The sequence below is a fragment of the Streptomyces sp. NPDC004266 genome (genome assembly GCF_042874095.1).
Classification (GTDB): Bacteria; Actinomycetota; Actinomycetes; order Streptomycetales; family Streptomycetaceae; genus Streptomyces.
Map to the genome: position 1 here is coordinate 115,760 of NZ_JBIAMM010000017.1, position 21,775 is coordinate 137,534.

General features: G+C 71.2%; 25 protein-coding genes and 2 pseudogenes. 17 read left to right on the forward strand and 10 right to left on the reverse strand.

Going from position 1 to position 21,775, the window contains the following annotated elements; genetic code table 11:
• Positions 1 to 11 precede the first annotated feature (11 nt).
• The 5 genes and pseudogenes from ACFYUZ_RS32655 (at position 12) to ACFYUZ_RS32675 (ending at position 4,244) form a co-directional block, all read left to right on the forward strand.
• Entirely contained in the window at positions 12 to 737 is a 726-nt protein-coding gene (locus ACFYUZ_RS32655) for an SDR family NAD(P)-dependent oxidoreductase (RefSeq protein WP_389315366.1), read from the forward strand.
• A gap of 395 nt (positions 738 to 1,132) precedes the next feature.
• Positions 1,133 to 1,636: pseudogene (locus ACFYUZ_RS32660) on the forward strand (transposase); the annotation flags it as partial.
• A gap of 130 nt (positions 1,637 to 1,766) precedes the next feature.
• Complete coding sequence (locus ACFYUZ_RS32665; protein WP_389315368.1) at positions 1,767 to 2,852, forward strand: tyrosine-protein phosphatase; 1,086 nt, start codon at positions 1,767 to 1,769, stop codon at positions 2,850 to 2,852.
• 236 nt (positions 2,853 to 3,088) lie between these two features.
• Positions 3,089 to 3,436, forward strand: a complete 348-nt coding sequence (locus ACFYUZ_RS32670; protein WP_389315370.1) for a VOC family protein — start codon at positions 3,089 to 3,091, stop codon at positions 3,434 to 3,436.
• A 286-nt stretch (positions 3,437 to 3,722) separates the two neighbouring features.
• Complete coding sequence (locus ACFYUZ_RS32675) at positions 3,723 to 4,244, forward strand: hypothetical protein (RefSeq protein WP_389315372.1); 522 nt, start codon at positions 3,723 to 3,725, stop codon at positions 4,242 to 4,244.
• A 73-nt stretch (positions 4,245 to 4,317) separates the two neighbouring features.
• Here ACFYUZ_RS32675 and ACFYUZ_RS32680 read toward each other — a convergent pair whose 3' ends face one another.
• Positions 4,318 to 4,887, reverse strand: coding sequence for a GNAT family N-acetyltransferase (locus ACFYUZ_RS32680; RefSeq protein ID WP_389315374.1), 570 nt, complete (start codon positions 4,885 to 4,887; stop codon positions 4,318 to 4,320).
• Between the two features lie 72 nt (positions 4,888 to 4,959).
• Here ACFYUZ_RS32680 and ACFYUZ_RS32685 point away from each other — a divergent pair, with 72 nt between their 5' ends.
• Together ACFYUZ_RS32685 and ACFYUZ_RS32690 are read left to right on the forward strand one after the other, a co-directional pair.
• Positions 4,960 to 5,553 (forward strand): TetR family transcriptional regulator, encoded by a 594-nt coding sequence (locus tag ACFYUZ_RS32685; RefSeq protein ID WP_389315376.1) that lies wholly within the window; start codon positions 4,960 to 4,962, stop codon positions 5,551 to 5,553.
• Between the two features lie 97 nt (positions 5,554 to 5,650).
• Positions 5,651 to 5,836 (forward strand): annotated as a pseudogene (locus ACFYUZ_RS32690) (transposase); the annotation flags it as partial.
• A gap of 71 nt (positions 5,837 to 5,907) precedes the next feature.
• On the opposite strand, the gene ACFYUZ_RS32695 reads toward ACFYUZ_RS32690, so the two are convergent.
• Both ACFYUZ_RS32695 and ACFYUZ_RS32700 read right to left on the reverse strand, forming a co-directional pair.
• Positions 5,908 to 6,723: a hypothetical protein gene (locus ACFYUZ_RS32695; protein ID WP_389315378.1), complete on the reverse strand. Its 816-nt coding sequence runs from the start codon at positions 6,721 to 6,723 to the stop codon at positions 5,908 to 5,910.
• A gap of 170 nt (positions 6,724 to 6,893) precedes the next feature.
• A complete protein-coding gene (locus tag ACFYUZ_RS32700; RefSeq protein ID WP_389315380.1) occupies positions 6,894 to 7,655 on the reverse strand; it encodes a DeoR/GlpR family DNA-binding transcription regulator in 762 nt (253 codons plus the stop codon).
• Positions 7,656 to 7,725: 70 nt separating this feature from the next.
• Here ACFYUZ_RS32700 and ACFYUZ_RS32705 point away from each other — a divergent pair, with 70 nt between their 5' ends.
• Positions 7,726 to 8,952 (forward strand): MFS transporter, encoded by a 1,227-nt coding sequence (locus ACFYUZ_RS32705; RefSeq protein WP_389315381.1) that lies wholly within the window; start codon positions 7,726 to 7,728, stop codon positions 8,950 to 8,952.
• An 80-nt stretch (positions 8,953 to 9,032) separates the two neighbouring features.
• Positions 9,033 to 9,656 carry an HAD family hydrolase gene (locus ACFYUZ_RS32710; protein WP_389315383.1) on the forward strand — a complete coding sequence of 208 codons (624 nt, stop codon included), beginning with the start codon at positions 9,033 to 9,035 and terminating at the stop codon, positions 9,654 to 9,656.
• A gap of 14 nt (positions 9,657 to 9,670) precedes the next feature.
• On the opposite strand, the gene ACFYUZ_RS32715 is transcribed toward ACFYUZ_RS32710, so the two are convergent.
• From ACFYUZ_RS32715 to ACFYUZ_RS32735, 5 genes are all read right to left on the reverse strand, one after another.
• Complete coding sequence (locus tag ACFYUZ_RS32715) at positions 9,671 to 9,796, reverse strand: hypothetical protein (protein WP_389315385.1); 126 nt, start codon at positions 9,794 to 9,796, stop codon at positions 9,671 to 9,673.
• A gap of 69 nt (positions 9,797 to 9,865) precedes the next feature.
• A complete protein-coding gene (locus ACFYUZ_RS32720) occupies positions 9,866 to 10,051 on the reverse strand; it encodes a hypothetical protein (RefSeq protein WP_389315387.1) in 186 nt (61 codons plus the stop codon).
• 300 nt (positions 10,052 to 10,351) lie between these two features.
• Positions 10,352 to 10,720 carry a fic family toxin-antitoxin system, toxin component gene (locus ACFYUZ_RS32725; RefSeq protein ID WP_389315389.1) on the reverse strand — a complete coding sequence of 123 codons (369 nt, stop codon included), beginning with the start codon at positions 10,718 to 10,720 and terminating at the stop codon, positions 10,352 to 10,354.
• 15 nt (positions 10,721 to 10,735) lie between these two features.
• Positions 10,736 to 10,963 carry a hypothetical protein gene (locus ACFYUZ_RS32730; protein WP_389315391.1) on the reverse strand — a complete coding sequence of 76 codons (228 nt, stop codon included), beginning with the start codon at positions 10,961 to 10,963 and terminating at the stop codon, positions 10,736 to 10,738.
• Between the two features lie 69 nt (positions 10,964 to 11,032).
• Entirely contained in the window at positions 11,033 to 11,227 is a 195-nt protein-coding gene (locus tag ACFYUZ_RS32735; RefSeq protein ID WP_389315393.1) for an antitoxin, read from the reverse strand.
• Positions 11,228 to 11,420: 193 nt separating this feature from the next.
• On the opposite strand from ACFYUZ_RS32735, the gene ACFYUZ_RS32740 reads away from it, so the two are divergent.
• Positions 11,421 to 11,867 (forward strand): hypothetical protein, encoded by a 447-nt coding sequence (locus ACFYUZ_RS32740; protein ID WP_389315394.1) that lies wholly within the window; start codon positions 11,421 to 11,423, stop codon positions 11,865 to 11,867.
• Positions 11,868 to 12,064: 197 nt separating this feature from the next.
• Here ACFYUZ_RS32740 and ACFYUZ_RS32745 read toward each other — a convergent pair whose 3' ends face one another.
• A complete protein-coding gene (locus ACFYUZ_RS32745; protein ID WP_389315396.1) occupies positions 12,065 to 12,448 on the reverse strand; it encodes a hypothetical protein in 384 nt (127 codons plus the stop codon).
• Between the two features lie 546 nt (positions 12,449 to 12,994).
• Here ACFYUZ_RS32745 and ACFYUZ_RS32750 point away from each other — a divergent pair.
• The 3 genes from ACFYUZ_RS32750 to ACFYUZ_RS32760 all read left to right on the forward strand — a co-directional run bounded on the left by ACFYUZ_RS32750 (position 12,995) and on the right by ACFYUZ_RS32760 (position 14,987).
• A complete protein-coding gene (locus ACFYUZ_RS32750; protein ID WP_389315398.1) occupies positions 12,995 to 13,351 on the forward strand; it encodes a PRC-barrel domain-containing protein in 357 nt (118 codons plus the stop codon).
• Between the two features lie 16 nt (positions 13,352 to 13,367).
• Positions 13,368 to 13,538: a hypothetical protein gene (locus ACFYUZ_RS32755; RefSeq protein WP_389315400.1), complete on the forward strand. Its 171-nt coding sequence runs from the start codon at positions 13,368 to 13,370 to the stop codon at positions 13,536 to 13,538.
• 669 nt (positions 13,539 to 14,207) lie between these two features.
• The gene (locus tag ACFYUZ_RS32760; protein WP_389315402.1) at positions 14,208 to 14,987 is read left to right on the forward strand and encodes a class I SAM-dependent methyltransferase; all 780 of its coding nucleotides are present in this window, start codon (positions 14,208 to 14,210) and stop codon (positions 14,985 to 14,987) included.
• A 599-nt stretch (positions 14,988 to 15,586) separates the two neighbouring features.
• On the opposite strand, the gene ACFYUZ_RS32765 is transcribed toward ACFYUZ_RS32760, so the two are convergent.
• On the reverse strand, positions 15,587 to 16,009 hold the full coding sequence (locus ACFYUZ_RS32765; protein ID WP_389315404.1) for a DUF6924 domain-containing protein: 423 nt from the start codon (positions 16,007 to 16,009) through the stop codon (positions 15,587 to 15,589).
• Positions 16,010 to 16,588: 579 nt separating this feature from the next.
• On the opposite strand from ACFYUZ_RS32765, the gene ACFYUZ_RS32770 reads away from it, so the two are divergent.
• The 4 genes from ACFYUZ_RS32770 (at position 16,589) to ACFYUZ_RS32785 (ending at position 21,639) form a co-directional block, all read left to right on the forward strand.
• Entirely contained in the window at positions 16,589 to 17,194 is a 606-nt protein-coding gene (locus tag ACFYUZ_RS32770; protein WP_389315406.1) for a hypothetical protein, read from the forward strand.
• A 599-nt stretch (positions 17,195 to 17,793) separates the two neighbouring features.
• On the forward strand, positions 17,794 to 18,327 hold the full coding sequence (locus ACFYUZ_RS32775) for a 2Fe-2S iron-sulfur cluster-binding protein (RefSeq protein WP_389315408.1): 534 nt from the start codon (positions 17,794 to 17,796) through the stop codon (positions 18,325 to 18,327).
• Positions 18,324 to 19,325 (forward strand): FAD binding domain-containing protein, encoded by a 1,002-nt coding sequence (locus ACFYUZ_RS32780; RefSeq protein WP_389315410.1) that lies wholly within the window; start codon positions 18,324 to 18,326, stop codon positions 19,323 to 19,325. The genes ACFYUZ_RS32775 and ACFYUZ_RS32780 overlap by 4 nt, the downstream gene beginning before the upstream one ends.
• A gap of 208 nt (positions 19,326 to 19,533) precedes the next feature.
• Positions 19,534 to 21,639 (forward strand): xanthine dehydrogenase family protein molybdopterin-binding subunit, encoded by a 2,106-nt coding sequence (locus tag ACFYUZ_RS32785; RefSeq protein ID WP_389315412.1) that lies wholly within the window; start codon positions 19,534 to 19,536, stop codon positions 21,637 to 21,639.
• Positions 21,640 to 21,775 lie beyond the last annotated feature (136 nt).

The following is a 21,775-nucleotide window of genomic DNA, read 5'->3' on the forward strand; positions in this document are numbered from 1 at the left end:
CGCTTGATGACATGAGTGAACAGACGATCGCGCTGGTGACCGGTGCGAACAAAGGAATCGGATACGAGATCGCGGCGGGCCTGGGCTCCCTCGGCTGGCGAATCGGCGTGGGCGCACGGGATCAACAGCGCCGCGACACCGCGGTGGAGAAGCTGCGCGCAGCCGGGACCGACGCGTTCGGCGTTCCGCTCGACGTGGCGGACGACGCGAGTGTGGCCGCCGCGGCCGAGCTGATCGCAGACCGCGCCGGAGGGCTCGACGTCCTGGTCAACAACGCCGCGATCACCGGCGGTATGCCGCAGACGCCCACCACGGTCGATCCCGCGACCGTACGAGCCGTCGTGGAAACCAACGTGATCGGGGTCATCCGCGTCACCAACGCGATGCTGCCCATGCTGCGCGGCTCGGCATCGCCGCGGATCGTGAACATGTCCAGCAGTGTCGGCTCGCTCGTCCTGCAGACCACGCCCGGCATCGACATGGGCCCGATTCCCGTTGCGTACTTGGCGTCCAAGACCTTCCTCAACGCCGTCACCGTCCAATATGCCAAGGAACTGAGCGACACCGACATCCTGGTCAACTCCGGCTGTCCCGGCTTCACCGCCACCGACCTCAACGGCTTCCAGGGCGTCCGCACTCCCCACCAGGGTGCGGCGATCGCGATTCGCCTCGCGACCCTGCCCGACGACGGACCGACCGGCGGATTCTTCGACGACGGTGGAACAGTGCCCTGGTGACAGGCTCACCGGCCCCCAGTGGTCCAGCTGATGTTCGTTGCTGGTGTGGTGGGAGGGGCTGGCGGGACGGGACGGCCACCGTTGTTCATCGCGGTTCATGACGTCGGCGAAGAGTTCTGCGGTGGCTGTCGGCCACACTTCAGACCCTGACGGGGCCGAGAAGTTGTTCAGGGAGGCGATGGAGCGGGCGGCCGGCCGGGGCGGCCGGATCGAGCCCCGTCGTACCGCCGAGCGGATGGTGCGCGGGCTGTTTGCCGAACTGCCGCGTCAGAATTGCTGGACGATCGCCGAGCAGGCCGAGGACGCCTTCCCGGCGGCGATGCGGTCGTTCCTGTCACAAGGCGCGTGGGATCACGATGGGGTCCGGGACGACGTGCGGGACGCGGTCGCCGAGCATCCGGGCGAAAAAAGGGGGCGAGCACACCGGCCCGAGCCCCGAGCCCCGTGGACCGGGGCAGAGCGGGCTCCAGGATGCGCCTCCTGTCGGCCGCGAACGGACTGCCCTCCTCGTCGGCCTCTCGGCCGCCCGCACCCACGACAGCCGGACACCAACACCCATGATCACGGGCCTCCCCACGAGACACACCCCTACCGCGGCCGTCGCTTCAAGTCCCAGCGTTTGTATGCCGACAAGGCTTATGACCTGGCCGAACTGCGGAAATGCCTCCGCGGGAAACGCATCGGCCTCCGCATCGCCCGCAAGGGCATCAAGTCGCCCGAACGACTCGGACGTCGCCTGTGGGTGAGCGAGCGGACCATGTCCTGGCTCACCGGCTCCCGCCGGCTCAACCACCGCTATGAGCGCCACCCCCCGCAACTACCTGCCCCTCCTCGGCCTCGCCGCAGCCATCTGCCGCTACGAACGGCTCGTCCGCCTCACCGCAGAGGACACGGTCTAGCTGGGTGCGTCCAGCCTCCTCTCTGCATGTTGTGCATAGGTGGCATGTTTTGCCATCTGCCCTCTGTGGGGCGTCATCCAGCCATACCGCGTTCATGCGACGTTCGCCCGGGCCGCCCAGTCTCACGGCCATGAACAAGGCAACTCTGTCCGCGACCGTCGTCGCCTCCGCTCTCGTCCTCGGCGTGCCCCTCGCGCCGGCCGCCACCGCCGTCGGGTGGGACCAGCCGCGGAACCCCGGACAGCGCCACTCCGGCCAGGCCGTTCCCTTCACCGAGGCGACCGTTACGGCCGAGGCCGACGGTTCCTTCGCCCTCGCCTGGAAGGCGGAGCACGTCCGGCGAGTCGAGATCCGTGCCCACGGCAGGGTCGTCGCCAGAGGCGGTGCCAGCGGCCGTGCCGTGGTCACCGGTCTGCCCGCCGCCGACCGCCAGTGGTTCTGGTTCGAGGCCGACCGCGGCCAGGGCCTGCGCCTCGCCGACCGCCTCGTCCAGCTCTCCGGAACCGTCAACCTCCGTGACGCGGGCGGTTACCGCACTTCCGACGGCCAGTGGGTCAGGATGGGCGAGGTCTACCGCTCGGACGCCCTCGACAAGCTCACCCCCGGGGACCAGGCCAAGCTCCAGCGGCTGCGCATCAGAACCGTCTTCGACCTGCGCATGCAGGACGAACGCGCCAAGGCCCCCGACAACGTCCCGGCCGGCGCCGACTACGTCGTCGCGGATGTCTTCGCGGGCTCCGGCGCCTTCCAGACCATGCCCAGGACCCCGGCCGAGGCCGAACAGATGATGATCGATGCCGAGAAGGCGATGGTCAGTGGCGACGGCGGCAAGAAGGCCTACACCCAGGTCTTCGACGGCATCCGCGAGGACGACGCACGCGCCGTGCTCTTCCACTGCACGGCCGGCAAGGACCGCACCGGCTGGTCCAACGCCGCCCTGCTCACCGCGCTCGGCGTGCCTCGGGACACCGTCATGGCCGACTACCTGGCCAGCAACACCTACCGCAAGGCCGGCAACGACGCCGTCCTCGGCCACCTCCCGCCGCAGCAGGCCGCCGTCTACAAACCGCTGCTCGACGTCCGCCCCGAATACCTCAACTCCGGCTACGACGAGGTCGAGGCGAAGTACGGCACCTTCGACCGCTACCTGATCGACGGCCTCGGCATCGGCCGCCACGAACTGAAGCGCCTCAAGAAGGACCTCCTCATAGGCTGAACGGCAAGGGTCCCGAGCCGTCCATCGCCCCTGTGCGGTCGAGCCCACTCGCTCGGCAGGCACGACAAGAACACCCGCCACGGCCCCCGAAGGGCAGTCACCAGCTGGGCTGATGGGGCTCCCTGACGAGCTCGTACACGGTAGGACGCGACGCGCATCGAAAGTGCCTGCGGCGGTGGACGTGTCGTAACTTCTGAGGAAGACAGGGACACCTTCGTTCTCGTTTGGAGTCGTCGATGGCCGTTCGCCGTGTCGTGCCCAACATCCAGTCGGAGGCCGCGCAGGAGAGCCGGGAGTTCTACGGCCTGCTGGGCTTCGAGGAGGTCATGAACCACGGCTGGATCATGACGCTCGCGTCCCCGTCCAGCCCGGCAGCGCAGATCAGCGTCATGAGCAGCGACAAGACCGCGCCCGTCGCCCCCGACATGAGTGTCGAGGTGGACGACGTGGATGCGGCTTACGCGGTCATGCGGGCGAGAGGGGTGGAGATCATTCACCCCTTGCAGGACGAGGAGTGGGGCGTGCGGCGGTTCTTCGTCCGTGACCCCAGCGGACGGGTGGTCAACGTGCTGGGTCACCGCTGACCGCCCTCCCGCGTCCCTGGTGAACGTGGGTGAACGTGCTGGTCACAGCTACGCGTCGAGTGCCGCCACGAGGACGGTTGCCTCGTACCGGACCGCGAGTTCGTCGTAGCGTGTGGCCACAGCGCGGCGTCTTTTGAGGCGATCGATGCCGTGTTCGACCACTGCCCAGGACGACCTCGCACTGCGGGGAGTCCCCTCGCCGCCCCGCGGCGATCTCTGTCGACATGGGCTTTTGCCGCCGCTCGACGGCTGGGACGCATGCCGGAAGTGCTCTAGGTTCGTCGACGTGAGTGGGCGGGGGCAGGGTTACCGGTATGTCGGACCGGTCGAGCTGAAGGCTGCGGTCCGGCCGGGTGGCGGCGGGCGCCGGATCGGCTCGGCTGCTGACTTCAGTGGCTGGATCGCGGAGCAATCGGCGGCGGAACCGGCCGAACCGTTCACCTTCGTGGTCGGTATGGATGCTGCGCTTCGGCTGGCGCCGCGACGAAGCGAGCGCGTGGCCTGTGCCGGCGGAGACATGGTTCTGGGAGCCGGTGAGATCAGCTTCATGCGTGAGGCGGGCCGGTGGACCGTGAGCGAGGTCAGCAACCAGTCCACCGGGTACTGTCCGGACGTCGCCTCCTGGGCGGAGGTCGCCCGGGCCCTGGACGCTGTGGGACTCCGGCGGCCCTCCGGCTTCACGCACGAGGTGGTGTTCCGGAGGTGTACCGACTGCCAGGAGCACAACATCGTGCGTGAGGGCGACTTCGTCTGCGTCTTCTGCGGCAGTGATCTGCCCGCGGCGTGGAACGTGGATCCCACCGCGTGACGGCCGAGGGTCACAGCCACCCTTTGACGGCAGCAGCGGGGGTACCAGCTCAGGTGTCGGTTCAGGTGTCGGTTCAGGCGTCCGCCGAGGGCGCCGTCGGGGCGACCTCTGCGGCGTGGGCAGGGTTGGCCGCGGTGGCGTGGAGGTCGAGAGTCCAGTTCTGGCCGACGAGGTCGTGTCCGAAGCTGCGGTGACGCTCCTCATCGGTGAGGGTGAAGCCGAAGCCCTGGTAGATCCTGCGCGCTGCCGTCAGCACGTCGTTGGTCCACAGCGTCACCTGCTCGTAGCCCGCCTCGCGGGCGAAGGCGAGGCACTCCTCGACCAGGCGCGTCCCCAGCCGAAGGCCCCTGCCCTCCGGGGTGACGAGCAGGATCCGCAGCCTGGCCACCTTGGGCTGGTCGCCCGCGACGAGAAAGACGCACCCCACGCGCCGGCCGTCGGCCTCGGCGATCCAGCCCGCTTCACGGGCCGGGTCGTGTGCGGCTCCGTAGTCGGCCACGATCTTGGCGACCAGGACCTCGAAGTCGGTGTTCCAGCCGAACTGCCGGGCGTACGCCTCGCCGTGGGCCATCACCACCCATCCCAGGTCGCCGGGGCGGTCGGCGCGGCGTATGACGGCTTGCTTCCGGTCTTGCTGCGGCATGAGCTGCTCTCCTGGCCCCCGTGATCGTTCCGTCCACATCACTGAAACAGTCGTTTCAGTTAGGCTAGCCGCATGCCCCAGGAAGCGCCAACCCCCTCCGCCCGCCAGAACGAGCTGCTGGAAGCGGCCTACCGGTACGCACTCGCCCACGGTCTGACCGACCTGTCCCTGCGCCCCCTGGCCGAGGCCATCGGCTCCAGCCCGCGGGTCCTGCTCTTCCTTTTCGAGAGCAAGGACGGCCTGCTGCGGGCCCTGCTGGCGCGCGCCCGCGCCGACGAGCTGGCCCTCCTGGATCAGGCCGGGCAGACCGACGGCCCCGCCGGACTCGCGCCGGCCGTCGAACGGGTCTGGGCGTGGCTCGCCGCGAAGGAGCACAGGCCCTTGCTGCGCCTGTGGGCCGAGGCGTACACGCGCTCCCTCGTCCAGCCCGACGGGGCCTGGGCCGGATTCGCCCGTGCGACGGTGGAGGACTGGCTCGGCGTCCTGGCCGGCTTCCAGCCGCCGGCCGAACGCGACAGCGAGGACGGCGCCACCCGCCGCACCCTGGCCCTGGCCGTACTGCGAGGCGCCCTGCTCGACCTCCTCGCCACGAACGACGAGAAGCGGCTCACCGAGGCCGTCGTGCACCAGCTCGCCCTGCTGCAGGACGACAACGGACTCGATTGACGCCCGGCTCACTCCCCTCCGGTCTCACCCCACGGACGCGCGTCTCCCCGCCGGGGCCGAGCATCTCGATCAGGCCCTCCGCCGCGACAGGGCCGCTCCCGAGTCCGCAGACCGCTGGACGTGGCCGGTCGTCGTCGCCCCTACCCGGCTTCGCCTGGCCCGTCCTCTTGCCCAGGACCTCCGTCGGCCCTGCGAGCGACCGACGGAGCCCGGCCGGCTCACTCCGGCCCGAGTCCGGCGGGGGTTTCGGAACCTCCGCGTTCACCTGTCATGTCCGGGCCGTACGTCGAACGGGACCGAGCCTGAGCCTGACGAGGTCGCGGGAGACACCGAGTCTGTTTCAAACCCCGGTGGTCAGGTCGCGGCGGGGAGGTGGGGCGCTGCTGCGACCTGGGCCATGGCCCGAAGCTTCGTGAAGTAGGAGGCGCAGTACTCCTCGTTGATCAGGGGCACGATCTTGTCGAGGTCGGCGATGCAGTTCCAGAGGCAGGCGATGCCATCGTCGTCGAGTCCGCCGTTCAGCTCCCTCTGCACGAGGCCGGCGACGTCGGCGTCCAGGAGGACCAGGTCCACGCCGTCGAAGTCCACGCCGCGGAAGCCGTCGGGGAACAGTGCGCCCAGGTGCTCCTCCCACAGTCGGGCGAGTCCGCCTTCGGGCTGTGGTCCGCCCGCGTCGGCGGCTGTCGCCTCTGTCGCGGGCGGTGGGCGAAGGAGCAGGGAGACGGCATCGAAGACGGCACGCACCATTGCGACGGCACGGAGCGGGCGGAGGGCCGCACTTGACTCGACGCCCTGCGTGAGCTTGTCGCGTAGCAGTCGGCCGCGGTCGAGTTCGGCGGCGAGTCCGGCTGTGATGAGCCCTGCGTCGGCGGCCCGCTGGATGAGGACGTGGAGCGGTTCGTCCGTGGCCAGACGCTCGGCAAGGACGTGCTCCAGGGCGAACAGGGAATGCGTGACGGCGACGGTGGCGAACTCGTACCGGTAGAAGGAGTGCCGGATGAGCTCGCGGGAGGTTTCCATGGCGCTCATGGCGTACATCGACGCGTCGCCTGGCAGAACCAGGTCGGCGACCAGGGCGTGCATGTCCGCGTAGTCGAGAACGAGGTCGCGGGCGCGCGGGTCCCGTACCGGCAGGAGGAGCGGGTCGGGCGGCGGTGGCAGGGTGTTCACCGGTGCAGTCTTGTCGCCAGAAGGCTGTCGGATCCATCGGATTCGCTCGGGGCGGTGGGTGACCCGCTGCCACATGTCGCCCCTGGCCCGGCCCGGCCTTGAAGAGCAGGCTGTGGTGTCGGGCCGAGTACGGCCCGCACGGCGGCGGCCTGGGCGAGTCGGCGGTTTCGTCAGACGGCTTTGACGACGGTTCCGGAACCTTCGAGTGCGGCGACCTCGTCGGCGGGCGCGGTGGTGTCGGTGACGAGGGTGTGCAGGAGCGTGGCGGGGCCGACGTGAGCGTAGGCGGTGCGGCCGAGTTTGCCGCCGTCCGCGGCGACGACGACGCGGCGGGCTGAGGCGATGCCCGCCTTCTTCACCGCGGCGTCGTCGAGGTCGTACGCGGTCAGGCCCTCGGCGGCGCTCAGGCCGCAGCAGCCGATGACCGCGGTGTCGAAGCGCAGCGCGGCCAGGGAGGCGAGGGTGAGGGGGCCGGTCAGGGCCCCTTCGGCGGCGCGGGGGCGGCCGCCGGGCACCATCAGCGCGGCTCGGCCCGGGGGGTCGCTGAGGACGTGGACGGCCTGGAGGGACAGGGGCATGACGGTGACGGGCCGCTCGCGCAGAAGGCGGGCGACCTCCAGGCAGGTGGTGCCGCTGTCCAGCAGGACGCTCTCGCCGTCGGCGATGAGCGAGGAGACCTCGGCGGCGATCCGGCGCTTGGCGTCGACGGCCTCGCGGGCGCGCAGCGCGAACGGCGGCTCCTCGCCCCGCAGCAGCAGGGTCCGCGCGCCGCCGCGGACGCGTTCGAGGACGCCCTGACCGGCGAGGACGTCGAGATCACGCCGGATGGTCATCTCCGATGCGCCGGTCAGCGCGGCGAGGTCCTGGACGGTGACGTGGCCCGCCTCCCTGACGGCCTGGGCGATCACGGAGTGACGGTCTGCATTGCTCATACCTGCGATTGAACACCACCTCGGAATGAACATTAACCATGTTCGAACAGTCTACTTTCAAACATCATAAATGTTCGTTACGGTGGAGGGCGTGAAGCCTCCCCTTCGAGCCGCCCGCGCGGCGACCTTCCTCTACTTCGTCCTGGCCGGGACCCTGATAGGCACCTGGGTCGTGCACATCCCCGCCGTCGAGGCACGGGTCGGCATCAGCCACGCCACCCTCGGGAGCCTGCTGGTGCTGCTCGGGCTCGGGGCCTTCGCGGGCATGCAGGTGGCCGGCCCCCTGACCGACCGCCTCGGACCGCGCCTCGTGGTCCCCGCCACCGGTGTCCTGGCCAGCGCCACCCTGTTGCTGCCCGGCCTGGCCCGAGATCCATGGACGTTGGCGGGGGCCCTGCTGCTCTTCGGCTTCTGCAACGGCTGCCTGGACGTGAGCATGAACGCCCACGCCGTTCACGTGGAGAAGGCCTACGGCCGGCCCGTCATGTCGGCCTTCCACGCCACCTTCTCCGTCGGCGGCGTCATCGCCGCCCTCGCCGCGGCGGGCGCCGCCGGCGCCGGCATGAGCCCGGCCGCCACGCTCGGCGCCTCCGCCGCGCTTGGCATCGTGATCGCACTGGCCTCGGCCCGCAGCCTGCTGCCCGGCACGCCGGTCACTGCCACCGCCACACCTGCCGAGCGGGCTCCGGCCGCCGAGCGGCGCCGTACCGCCGGGCGGATCTGGATCCTGGCCGCGCTGGCGTTGACGACGATGCTGTGCGAGGGAGCCGCCAACGATTGGAGCACCCTGCACCTCAAGGACGTCCTCGGCGCTCCGGCAAGCACCGCCGCCTTCGGATACGGCACGTTCGCCGCGGCGATGACCACCGGCCGCTTGCTCGCGGACCGGGTCGCCGGGCGGTTCGGGTCGATGGCCGTCCTGCGCTACGGCTCGGCCACGGCAGCCGTCGGGATCACGATCGCCGCGTTCGCCCCGTCCCCATGGGCCGCGTTCGTGGGCTGGGCCCTGTTCGGCCTGGGCCTGTCGGGCTGCATCCCCCAGCTGTTCAGCGCGGCCGGACACGCCGACCCCGCCGCGGCGGGCGCGAACGTCTCCCGGGTCGCCGGGCTCGGCTACCTCGGCATGCTCGCCGGACCCGCCGTCATCGGCTGGCTGACCCACCTCACCGCACTGAACCACACCTTCCTGCTGCTGACCCTGCTCTCCGCGACCACCGCCCTGGCCGCCGGCGTCCTGCGCCCCGGCTCCGGCGCCACGCCCGAGCCGGAACCCGAGCCGGCGTCCAGCCGCCACTGACCGCCTGCGCGGCACGACCCTGACACCGCGCCGCGCAGGCCCCGCCCTCGAAACCGCCCCGATCAGGAAGCGCCACCGCCATGTCCACCGACCGACGCATCGTCCTGTTCGACCTCTTCGGAGTCATCGCCTGCCACCAGCGCCCCGGCGCCCTGGAGCAGATGGCCACCCTCTGCGGCGCACCCGCCGACGCCTTCACCGACGCCTACTGGGCCTGCCGCCCGCCCTACGACGCCGCCCAGCAGACGGCGGCCTCGTACTGGACCACCGTCCTGCGACGGCTGGCACGTCCCGTCGACACCGACACGATCGAAGAACTGCGGCTCGCCGACATCGACAGCTGGTCCCGGGTCGACAAGCGCATGGTCGCCTACGCACAGGGCCTGCGGGACCGTGCCGAGGTCGCCCTGCTGTCCAACATCCCGTCCGACCACGCGGACGCCTTCCTCGCCGCGCAGCCCTGGCTGCGGAACCTCGACCACGTCGCCTTCTCCGGAAAGATCGAGACCGCGAAGCCGGACCCAGCGGCGTTCCACCACTGCGTCACCGCCCTGCGGGCCGCACCGGCCGACTTCCTGTTCATCGACGACCGCGAGGAGAACGTGCACGCAGCCCAGGCCATCGGCATGAAGGCACACCTCTTCACCCAACTCCATGAACTGACAACGGCCGTCGACACCTGGCTGCCGCCGCGCGCCGCGTGACCGCCATCGCTCCCTCAGCTGTCGAAACCGGTGAGCAGAGCCGGGACGGCCTCGGTGGCCTCCGGGTCGCTCCCCCGCGACCACTGGTCCTGGCCCTCGGCGTCGTACCACCCCTCGTTGAGACCCTCGACACGAGCCATGGGCACGCGTGCCGGTGGGAAAGGCCGCCGGCGATGCCCCGGACACCACCCGAGCCGACCGTCACCGGATCAGACGGTGGCCCCGCGCAGTACCGTCTCTCCGTCGTGGGTGAGCCACGTGCCGTCGCCGAGCGGTACGGCGGAGACCCCCGGTGTCTCCCGGTAGTCGAGTTCCGCGAGGAGCCCGAACGTGTGGGCGTCAAGCAGGAGGTGCGTGCCCTCCTGCTTGACGCCCACACGTTCCTCGGCCGCCACGACCAGAATCCGCTTCTCGTCGACGAATCCCGGGGATAGCCGACGAGCACCCACCCTTCGGGGAGAGTCTCGCCGGCCTCGATGACGACGTCGACGACGCCGTCCTGCGTACGGCAGAGGTAGCCCCCGCCGACGTCCTGGCTGATCAGCACCCCGTCCGCACCGAGGCCGGCATGCGGTTCCTCGGCGGTGCCCGCCGCCCGGACGTCGAGCCCGGCGGTCGTGCAGGTGATCAGGAGGCAGTGCGTACCGTCTTGGCCCGTGGAAGCGGTGAGCAGAACCTCGGGGCGTGCGTCGGGGTCAGGAGTACGTCTTCAGCGCGGCGGCGATCTGCCGTACGTCGATGGTGCCGGCGCGGACCTGCTCGACGAGGGCGATGGCGTCCTGGCTGGTGAGGCTGAGCGAGTGTCCGGAGGCGTGGAGGTAGCCGGCGGCGACGGCCAGGGCGAACAGCTCGTTGGAGTGTTCCAGGGCGGGGACGCGGAGGAGCTGGTGGAGAAGGGCCGCGGCGCGATGGTGGGGCCGCTCGTAGACGGGGGTGTCCATGACGCGGAAGGCATGGCGGGCGCGGGCGGCTTCGAGTGAGCCCCAGTCCGTGATCTCCGGGTCGCCGGGAATCTCGTTCTGGGCGATGTCGAGAAGCCAGGCCAGGTCGACCTGAAGGATCACGTGGCGGTCTCCAGGTCAGGCTGCTTCGGTGCTGCCGGCGCCGGGGCGGCCGTAGCGGGCGGCGAAGGCGTCACCGTGCTCGGCGACGGCCAGGCGGGCGCCGTCGAGGAATCGGGCCCGGGCGAGGTCGGCGTGCAGGACCTGGCCGGCGTAGTCCTCGGCGGCCACGTGCTTGGCGGCGGCGGCTTGCTGGAGCGCCTCGTACGCCTCGTCGCTGATCTCGATGCGGAGTTCCCGTGCCATGCCGACCACGGTAGCGGGCTTCGGTCCTGCGGGGCAGCCCTCGCGGATTTTCCCGCAGGGCGCAGGCCCTCAGCCCTGCGGGGGGTTGTCCTGGGGCCTGTCGGACCCCAGCTGCTCGTTGAGCTTCTGCTGGGCCGTGTCGACCTGGCTCTGGTACTTGTTCTGCGTCTTCTGGTCGAAGGCGTCGCCGGCCTTTTCGACTCCCTGCCGTGCGGTGTCCTCATGGCCGTGCAGCAGACTCTTGAGCTTGTCGAGCATCGACATGATTTCCTCCCTGCGGATACCGGCACGCCCGGCATCCGGCTGGCACATCCAGCATCCGCGCATTCCTCGGGAGTCGCACCCCGGAGAAGGAACGGTCGCCCCTGTGCCGGGGCTGGGCCTTGAGGCGGTCAACCTTCCGGATCCATGCCTGCGGCACTCCACGCGAACGTCGTTGCGTCGGTCAAGGAGCGACGTGGAGCGCCGGGAGTTCATTCTGGCCTCCGGCGGAGCGGAGCAACGTCCGTGGTTTGAAGCGCTGATCCGTTCCCTTGAGCTTGTACTGGATCCCGTGACGGGCGGCGAAAGGCTTCACCGGCACGGGTACTCGTACTCCATCGATCTCTCGGGCGGGATCGTGGCGGACTACGAACCGGAGGAACTCGAGCAGGTGACGAGCCTGATCGGCGAACAGCGGCTTCTGGTGCGACTCCATGGCAACGGCCCTCCGTCGGCTTGCAGTTCACGGCGTCACCACGTGCCGAGCGCGGCTGCCCCTGCGGCCACCGATTCGCTCTGGGCAGCCGTGCGGTCGGCTTCGCGTCGGGCGGCGCGGATGCCGGATGCCGGATGCCCCAGGAAGCGGCCGGAGACCCGCCTGCCAGGGATCACCCGGCAGGGTGATCGGCGGAACGAGCCGTAGACCTGCGGACCGCGCCTACGTAGCGTGCCGGCACTGGGGAGCACGGTGTACGGGGGCGACATGGCGGAAGGTGCGCACCAGGCCTTGCCGAAACGCCTCCCGACCGTGCGGTCCTGGGACCGGCCCCTCGACGCGACCCGGCGCCGGAACAACGCAGGCGCTCCGATCGCCCGACGCCACTCCGCCCGGGGCAGTCCTCACGCGCGGAGCAGTGCGGCAAGGGACGCGGCGATCTCCACCGGATCCGGAGGCAGGGTGATCACGGCGTCGGCGTGGCTCCAGGTGGCCAGCCAGGCGTCCTGCGGCCGTCCGATCAGGAGCAGGACCGGTGGGCATCGGAAGACCTCGTTCTTGATCTGCCAGCACACGCCCATGCCGCCGATGGGAACGGCTTCGCCGTCCAGCACGCAGGCATCGATACGGCTTGCGTCCAACGCCAGCAGAACCGCGGGGAGGGTCGCGCACTCGACGAACGCGACCGGCGGGATGTCGGGCGCGGGGCTTCGGCCGATGGCCATCCGGACCTGCTCCCGGGTCCTGGCGTTACTGCTGTACAGGAGGACTGTGACGGTCGACGGCATCGCTTCTCCGGCTGCGCGCCCCACCGCGGCGTACCAGAGCGCGCACGGGGCTGTCGGCTGACGAAACCTAGATGTTCAAAATCGCATGAATGGGGTAATCGCGCATGTCCGGTACTACCGGCAATAGGTCATAACGGTCGCCTGCTCTGTCTGTAGGGGCGGGCACAAGATGTCGCACGACGGTGAGAACCGATGACTCGATGGACGACCCCCGGCCCCCGCACTGGTCATCGCGGCCGGCGCTGGACGCACGCCCTGCGCCGCGCGCAGAAGACCGGGGCGGTCGTCGTCGCCGACGAGACCGCGGAAACGGTGACCTACGCCCCCGAAGCCTCCAGGACCGCCGCTTCAAGCCCTGGATCCCCGAGACAGGCTCCCGCCACGACGGCCATGACGTACACCCGAGCGGTGACAGGCAGTGAGCACAGGTCGGTGTTCGGTGGTGAGCGGCTTGCTGACAGACAGGGCTTCCTCGGGGGCTGCCTGCGGGCGGGATGTCACATCCGGCCACATGATGGACTCAAGGCATCGAACGGAGGCTGATGGATGATCCAGATCGCCGATGTCCGAGAGTGGCGCGAGCACGACGTCCTCGACGCGGACGGAAAGAAGATCGGCACGCTCGAGTCGGTCTACGTGGACACCGCCACCGACGAGCCGTCGTTCGCGACGGTCACCGTGGGTCTCCTCACTCGGCACCGGCTGGTGTTCGTCCCCATCGGCGATGCCACCGTCGGCCCTGGCTACCTGAAGGTTCCCTTCGGCAAGTCCCTGGTGAAGGACGCACCGGCCATCGACACAGACGGCGTGCTGCCGGCCGAGCAGGAACCGGAAGTCTTCGCGCACTACAAGCTGGACTACCAGCCGGGCGCCGGCGGCGAGCGACGTCTGGCCCGGCGCTGAACAGCGGGAAGAAGCCATGATGGTCTGGGTCTTGCTGCTCGTCATCGCGGCGATCGTCCTCGGCATCATCGGTGCGGTCGCTGATGGACTCTTCTATCTCCTGGTCATCGGCGTGGCTGTCTTCGTCGCCGCACTGGCCCTGGGGGCCGTTCGGTTCCGGCGTGCCGGGCGGCGCCCCACGCGGTAGTTCCCGACTGGTCGGCTGGCGTGCGGGTGGCCGACGGCGTTCTCGGCGTCGGCAAGTTCGTCCGGTTCGGGGCTGTGGGCGCCGCGAGGCCCTGCCCGTGGTCGGCGGTCAGGGCCCGCCACTGAAGGACGGGGACGGGGGTGGGGACGGTGGGGGCCTCGGCAAGGAACCGGGCCAGTCGGCCATGGGCGGGGATGAGGGTGATCGCGAGGTGCGCGAGGGCCTGACACGGGCGTTCCAGGTCTTCGATGCCCGGCATCTTCTGCCGCACAGGGGCCGAGCGGGTGGTCTCTGCGAGTCCATCCGCGGTCGCGCGGGCCAGGGCGGTGTCCTCAGCAGCTCAGTAGCCCAGTAGCTCAGTAGCTCAGCAGACAGATCTCACCGCCCTTCCGGGTCTGCTGTTCCCCTTGGACGGCGAGCGCGAGGGTCTGCTCGCACATGGTCATCGACGTGTTCTCCCACCGTGACCGCCTCATCGATCCGTCTCTGGCTCAGGCATCGGCGTACACGTGAATGTGCCCAGTGCGGTACACAGATGCCTGCTCGTGTGCCGACCGCCGACGTCATGAGCGCACCGCGCTCCTTGACCCGGACGGTTTTCGTAGGGGTCGTGTGTCCGGCCATGTCATTCTCCGATCGGTAGCCCTGCTCTTCCCGCCGGAGGTCGACATGGCGCTCCTTCCCGACATCACCGCTTTCTACGATGCGGGCGATGAGGCCGGCCGCCTCGTTTCCGGGCGCACCATCGGGACGGTCGAGCTGGTGCGGACGCAGGAGCTCCTGCGTGCTCACCTTCCGCCCTCGCCCGCGTCCGTGCTGGATGTCGGCGGCGGGCCCGGTGTGCACGCTCGCCGGCTCACTGACAGCGGCTACCGGGTTCTCGTCGTCGACCCGGTGGAGAAGCACGTACAGCAAGCCCGTCGGCAGGGCCTGGCCGCCGTCGTGGGTGACGCGCGGTACCTCGAACAGGTGGACCTTTCCTTCGACGCCGTGCTGATGCTCGGTCCCCTCTATCACCTGCCGGACAGGACCGGGCGTGCCCGTGCGTGGCGGGAGGCCCGTCGTGTCGTCAAGCCTGGCGGTCTGGTCGCCGCGGCCGCCCTCAACCGGTATGCCAAGCTCCTGGACCTGCACTCGCCTGGTGCGCTGGACATCGCGGTGACGGGGCTTCGCGTTCGGCGGGACGGCCCCACCACGTACTACCACGACCCCTCGGAGCTCTGCGCCGAGGCCCGGCAAGCCGGTCTCGGCGACCCGGCGGTCTACGGGCTGCACGGGCCCGCCTACGAAGCCCTGAAAGCAGAGGAGCGCCGGACCGGGACAAAGGATCTGGGCGCGAAGGCGCTCGAAACCGCCCTTGCCGCCGCGCGTTTCGCCGACGGCCACCCAGAGCTCGTGGTGTCCAGCCTGCACCTGTTGGCCGTTGCGCGCCGACCGCGCACCCCGTGAACCTGTCTCCCCTTGGCCTTCCGGGATCGCGTCGTTCGCGTACTTCCTTCAGGGGCACGTGGGCACGAAGCCTCGTACCCGGCCGAGCACGTCCACGTGTAGGCGGGGACACAAGGCCGACCGGTATGTGGCCGACCGCGCTGCGCATGGGTCGGCGCGCGTTGTGGTCGTGCCTCCCCAGTTCGTCATCGAGCCGTGGCAGCTCATCCACGCCGTGGAACACATGCTCCGGGAGAAGGGCGATCCCCGCTGCGGCCCCCGGAGGACAGAGCCACGGTTGAGGTCTGCGTAAGCGATTCTGGGGGTGGGTGTCCGCCGGACCTGACGGATGAGCAGTGGGTGCTGGTGGAGCCGCAAGACCCAGGCCTGGGTGGCCCCGGGTTCAGCCCGAGCGGTGGGCGATCGAGCGGACCTTCTCGTGACCCACCGTCCACCGCCGCCTCGCCCGCGTCTACGAAGCCCTGCCTACCCGATCCGAAGCCATGGTCGGCTTCGCGATGTTCGCGGTGATCGGCCTGATGAGCCGTCGTCTCACCCGCGAAGCCACGTTGAACCGGCGCGGCGCACAGCCCGCCCCGGCGGGCCGCAACGAGAAGGCGTCAGCCCTCGTCAAAACCGCGGAAGGTTCCTGATCCGTCAGCGGCGTCGGCGAATTCCGCAAAGTCCATGTTGGCGATGCTGAGGTTGGCCGAGATGTCGGGGAACCACTGGGCCGGGACCCTGAACGTCCGCCCGGGTTCGTCCGAGAGGTCCACGGCCAGGAGCGGGTGGTCCGGGTCGTTCATCGTGGTTGCGTCTGCCAGGAACACGTCGCCGATCTGGTCGTTCTCGTCCGCGGCAGTCTCTTCGTCCACCAATGACCGGACCTCCGCACCGGCATAGCGAAGCTCGCTGACATACGTGGCGTGGGGGTGTTCGCCGGCCGCGTCGAGTGCGGCTCGAACCTCGTCCCAGGCGCTGTCGTCGCCGAAGTCGGTACGCAGGACCAGCGAGGTCAGATCATCAGGCTGAGGCAGGGGCATCTCGTGATGCTCTCACCTCGCACTGACATCGACTGCGGGTACTCATCGCAACACCGGAACCCCTCAAGTCACCTGATGACACCACGCACCCCCGCCAGGACAGAACGCCCTTTCAGAGAGTCCGACGGGTGCTCGTCGATCGGGTACGTCGTCGTACCGCGCCAGTCGCATCATGGTCGTCCTCGGCCTGCGCATCGTGCTGTCGTACGCCCACCAGTCGATCGGCTCATGAAAATAGCCGCCGCCCGGGGCGGAGAAGACCGGACCCGGCTCACTGCCGGCAGCGCCGTCAGCCGGCAGCGGTGTACTCCGCAGGCAGGTGGAGTGGAGCTTCCGGCGCACGCCGCCTGACAGCCCGGATGCGCCGGCAGCAGACCGTGTCCCGGTCACGGTGGCGCCGACCGCCCTTGCCCGCGGACCCTGGCCGGAAGACGGACAGGACGTCGACGCGGGGATCCCGACGGGCCTCGTGTCTTGCAGGGGTGCCCCTGAGGCGCGATGAGACAGTGGAATCCGACGGCCGGGCGGCCGAGTCGCGGCCGGACTCCTCGACGCCCGGACTCGAACGGGAGCCCTCGATTGCGCTTCTACGCCCAGACACCCGCACGCCGCAACCGCCAGGTGCTTGTGGACCTGATCGCCGTAGCCCTGATCGCCGCCGCCGTGTGGGCGGCCTTCGCCGTCCGCGAGGCGATCCTGCTGCTGGCCGAACCGGGGCGCAAGGTGGAGAGTGCCGGCAACACCCTCGCCGAAGAACTCGGCAACGCGGGAGACGCGGCAGCGGACGTGCCGCTCATCGGCGACATCCTGAAGAAGCCGCTCCAGTCCGCGGCCGACGCCGGCTCCGGCTTCGCCGACGCGGGAGTGTCGTTCCAGGAGACCGTCGGCCAGGTCGCCGACGTGATCACGACGGCCCTCATCCTCCTCCCGGTGCTCCTCGTCCTGCTGCTGTGGCTGCCGCCGCGCCTGCTCTGGATCCGGCGCAGCAGCAACCTGCGCCGTCTCGCGGAGGCTCCCGGAGGCGCCGACCTGCTCGCCCTGCGCGCCCTCACCGGTCCTCCGGGCGCGCTCGCCGAACTCCCGGCTCCGCCAGGCGGATGGGCCGACGCCTGGCGCCAGGGTGACCGGCAAGCCATCACCGACCTCAGCATGATCGCCCTCAACCGCATCGGGCTCCGGCCCTGACGCGGGGCTCCCGCCCTCTCGGTGTACGGCCACGGCCGGGGCGCCGCGACCTTCCGGGTAGCGGCCACCGCATGGCCCGATCGGCAGAGGACCGACCGGGACGCTGCTGAACCACGAGATCACGACTTCTCTCGTCCGTCCGAGGTCTCTGGCCCGCTCGCGGCTCGGCCCCGAAGCCCGCCCGCCGGCCCTGCCCCCCTCTCCCCCACCATCTCCTCGGCATGCTCCAGGCCCTGCTGCGGTGCCGGAGCAGACTGGTTTCGGAACCCGCGCGTCCGGAAGTGCGCCGGGCGCCGGCCGGTACGACGGGACCACCCCTACGGAGCAGCCATCACCCTGGCAGCCCTGCGGGCATGACAGGTGACGACGGAACCCAGGGCCGGACGCATGGTTCGCGGGAGGCGGGGGAGGCGGTCGTCGCATAGCGTCGACGCAGGCGCGTACGGATGGACACGCCGACGGACACGCGTCCGCACCCCCGTGCGGACGGACCGGCGGGTGGACCGAGCGGCGACCCGGTCGGTCGCCGCCCGCGTGCCGCCACTCGGCGGACGTTCGGGCCCGCGTCGGCGAAGGCCCCGAGGTGAGGAGGAAGGCCGGTGGACCAGACCCTGCCGGAGCGCGCGTCCACGGTGGTGCTGCGCGTCAACGGAACGGACCGCTCGCTCGCCCTGGACCACCGCACGACCCTGCTGGACGCGCTGCGCGACCACCTCGACCTCACCGGCACCAAGAAGGGGTGCGACCACGGGCAGTGCGGTGCCTGCACCGTCCTCCTCGACGGCCGGCGCGTGAACAGCTGTCTGCTGTTCGCCGTCGCGTGCGCGGGCCGTTCCGTCACCACCGTCGAGGGCCTCACGGACGGCGAGCGCCTCCATCCGGTCCAGGAGGCGTTCGTCGCCCGGGACGCCCTGCAGTGCGGCTACTGCACACCGGGCCAGATCTGCTCGGCCGTGGCCCTGCTGGACGAGGCGGCGCGCGGCGAACCGTCGCACGTGACACCGCCGGAACGCCTGCCGGGCGCCCCCGTCGCCCTCACCCCGGACGAGATCCGGGAGCGCATGAGCGGGAACATCTGCCGCTGCGGCGCCTACCCGAACATCGTGGCCGCGATCGAGGAGGCAGCGCGGTGAAACCCTTCGCGTACGTGCGCCCCGAGCGCGCCGAGGAGGCCCTCGCACACCTCGCGGCCCACCCCGGCGCCCGCTTCCTGGCGGGCGGCACCAACCTCGTGGACCTGATGAAGCTGGGCGTCACCGGGCCGCCGCTGCTCGTCGACCTCGGCGCCCTGCCCCTCGACGGCGTCGCGGAGACACCCGACGGCGGCCTGCTGATCGGGGCGACCGCCCGCAACAGCGACGTCGCCGCCCATCCCGCCGTGCGCACCCGCTACCCCGTGCTGTCCCAGGCCCTGCTGGCCGGCGCCTCGCCCCAGCTCCGCAACGCGGCCACCACCGGTGGAAACCTCCTCCAGCGCACCCGCTGCCCCTACTTCCAGGACACGTCCACGCCGTGCAACAAGCGCGTGCCCGGTTCCGGCTGCCCCGCCCGGGAGGGCGTCCACCGGGACCTCGCGGTCCTCGGCCACTCCGCCCACTGTGTCGCCACGCATCCCTCGGACATGGCCGTCGCCCTCGTCGCCCTCGACGCAGAGGTCCGGCTGCGCGGGGCGGACGGCGAGCGGACGGTGCCCGTCGCCGCGTTCCACCGGCTGCCCGGTGACCGCCCGGACCTGGACACCGTCATCGCACCCGGCGAACTCATCACGGGCGTGACGCTGCCCGCGCCGCCGCCCGGCGCGCTCAGCGCCTACCGCAAGGCCCGTGACCGCGCCTCGTACGCCTTCGCGCTCGCCTCCGTCGCCCTCGTCCTGACCGTCGAGGACGGCCGGGTGGGGCACGCCGCCCTCGCTTTCGGCGGTCTCGCCCACAAGCCCTGGCGGGCGCGGGCGGCGGAGGAGGTGCTGCGGGGCGCGCCGGCCACCACCGAGACCTTCCGGCGGGCCGCCGACGCCGAACTCGCCGCCGCCGAGCCCCTCCGCGACAACGGCTTCAAGGTGCCGCTGGCCCGCAACCTCGCCGTGAGCCTCCTGGGTGACCTCGCGTCCCGCGCCGCCGCGGCCGCCCCGTGACGACCATGACGTGCCCGCGCCCGTCTGCCGCGCCGCCCTGACGTCCTGCCCGGCGTCGACCCGCCCGCCCGGCACCGTCCACCCCGCGTCCGCCCGCCCGGCATGCGTGCGCCGGCATTCGCCCACCCCCCAAGCGTCCGCCCGCCCGCCCGCCGAACATCTGACCGCCCACATCCCGCCGTACGCCGACCGGAGGAGGCACCACGCCGTGACCCGTCATGAACCCGCGACCGCGCAGCCCTCGGCGGCCGTCCGGCGTGACGCCCGCCAGAAGGTGACGGGCGAGGCCCGCTACGCCGTCGACCGGACTCCGCCCGGCTGCCTCCACGCCTGCCCGGTGCCCGCCGCCGTCGCCCGCGGGCGGGTCGCCGCCGTCCACGCCGACGAGATCCTGCGGCGCCCCGGCGTGCACGCCGTCCTCACCCACGAGAACGCCCCGCGCCTCGGCGACGCCGACGACCCGACGCTCGCGCTGCTCCAGGAGGACCGGGTCCCGCACCGGGGCTGGTTCGTCGCCGTCGTGGTCGCCGACACGCCCGAGAACGCCCGCGCCGCCGCTGATGCGCTGCGGATCGACTACGCGCCGAGCGAGCACGACGTCCGGCTGAGCGCCGACCACCCGCGTCTCTACACGCCCGAGAAGGCCAACGGCGGCCATCCGGCCGTACGCGAGCGGGGCGACTTCGACACCGCCTTCGCCGCGTCCCCGGTCCGCCTCGACGCCACCTACACCATGGGCGCCCTGCACAACCACCCGATGGAACCGCACGCCTCCACGGCCTGGTGGGACGACGACGGCCTGACCGTGTACGACTCAAGCCAGGGCGCGACGATCGTACGGGACGTCCTCGCGCGCCTGTTCCGGCTGCCCCAGCAGCGGGTCACCGTCGTCTCCGCCTACGTGGGCGGCGGCTTCGGCTCCAAGGGCACCCCCCGGCCGCCGGCCGTCCTCGCGGCGATGGCCGCCCGGCACACCGGCCGGCCCGTACGGCTCGCCCTGCCCCGCCGCGACCTGGCCGCCGCCGTGGGGCACCGCGCGCCCACCGTCCAGCGCGTCCGCATCGGCGCCGCCGACGACGGAACGATCGCGGCCCTCGCCCACGACGTGGTCACCCAGACGTCCACGGTGAAGGAGTTCGTCGAACAGGCCGCCGTCCCGGCCCGCACCATGTACACCTCCCCGCACAGCCGTACCACCCATCGGGTGGTCGCCCTGGACGTGCCCACCCCGTCGTGGATGCGCGCCCCCGGCGAGGCGTCCGGGATGTACGCCCTCGAAGCGGCCATGGACGAACTCGCCGAGGCGGTCGGCGTCGACCCGGTGGAGCTCCGGCTGCGCAACGAACCCGACACCGAACCCGACAGCGGCAAACCGTTCAGCAGCCGAGGCCTCGCCACCTGCCTGCGGGACGGGGCGCGCCGGTTCGGCTGGGCGGACCGGGACCCGCGCCCCGGCGTCCGGCGGGACGGAGACGTGCTGTCCGGTACGGGCGTCGCCGCCGCCACCTACCCCGTACTCGTGAGCCCGTCCCGCGCTTCCGCCCACGCCGCCCCGGACGGCCGCTTCGTCGTCCGCGTCGACGCCACCGACATCGGCACCGGTGCGCGGACCGTCCTCGCCCGGATCGCCGCCGACGCCCTCGGCGCCCCGCTCGACTCCGTGGACGTCGAACTCGGCAGCAGCCGGCTGCCCGACGCCCCCGTCGCCGGCGGCTCCTCCGGGACCGCGTCCTGGGGCTGGGCCGTGCACAAGGCCTGTGCCGCGCTGCGCGCGACCCTGGCCGCCGACCCCGGTCGTCCGCTGCCGCCCGAGGGCGTCACGGTCGAGGCGGACACGGAGGAGGAGGCGGGGCGGACGTCCCCGTACGCCCGCCACGCCTTCGGCGCCCACTTCGCGGAGGTCCGCGTCGACACCGTGACCGGCGAGGTCCGGGTGAGCCGGCTGCTCGGCGTCTACGCCGTGGGCCGGGTCCTCAACGCGCGCACCGCCCGCTCCCAGTTCATCGGCGGCATGACGATGGGGCTCGGGATGGCGCTCACCGAACACAGCACCATGGACCCCGCCTTCGGTGACTTCCGCGAACGCGACCTCGCCTCCTACCACGTCCCTGCCTGCGCCGACGTGCCGGACATCGAGGCGCACTGGGTGGACGAGCACGACCCCCACCTCAACCCGATGGGCAGCAAGGGCATCGGGGAGATCGGCATCGTCGGCACGGCGGCGGCGATCGCCAACGCCGTCCACCACGCGTGCGGCGTCCGCCTCCGGGACCTCCCCCTGACCCCCGACCGCATCCTCCCGCTGCTTTCCTGACACGGCCCGGAAGGCGGGCCCAGAAGGCGGGTTCAGAGGGCGGGCCCAGGGGGCGGTGGGGTCACGACCGTCACCGCCACCAGGATCTCTCTCACCTGATGTAAGCCCTGACTGGCTTTGTCGGCGGGTTCGGAGA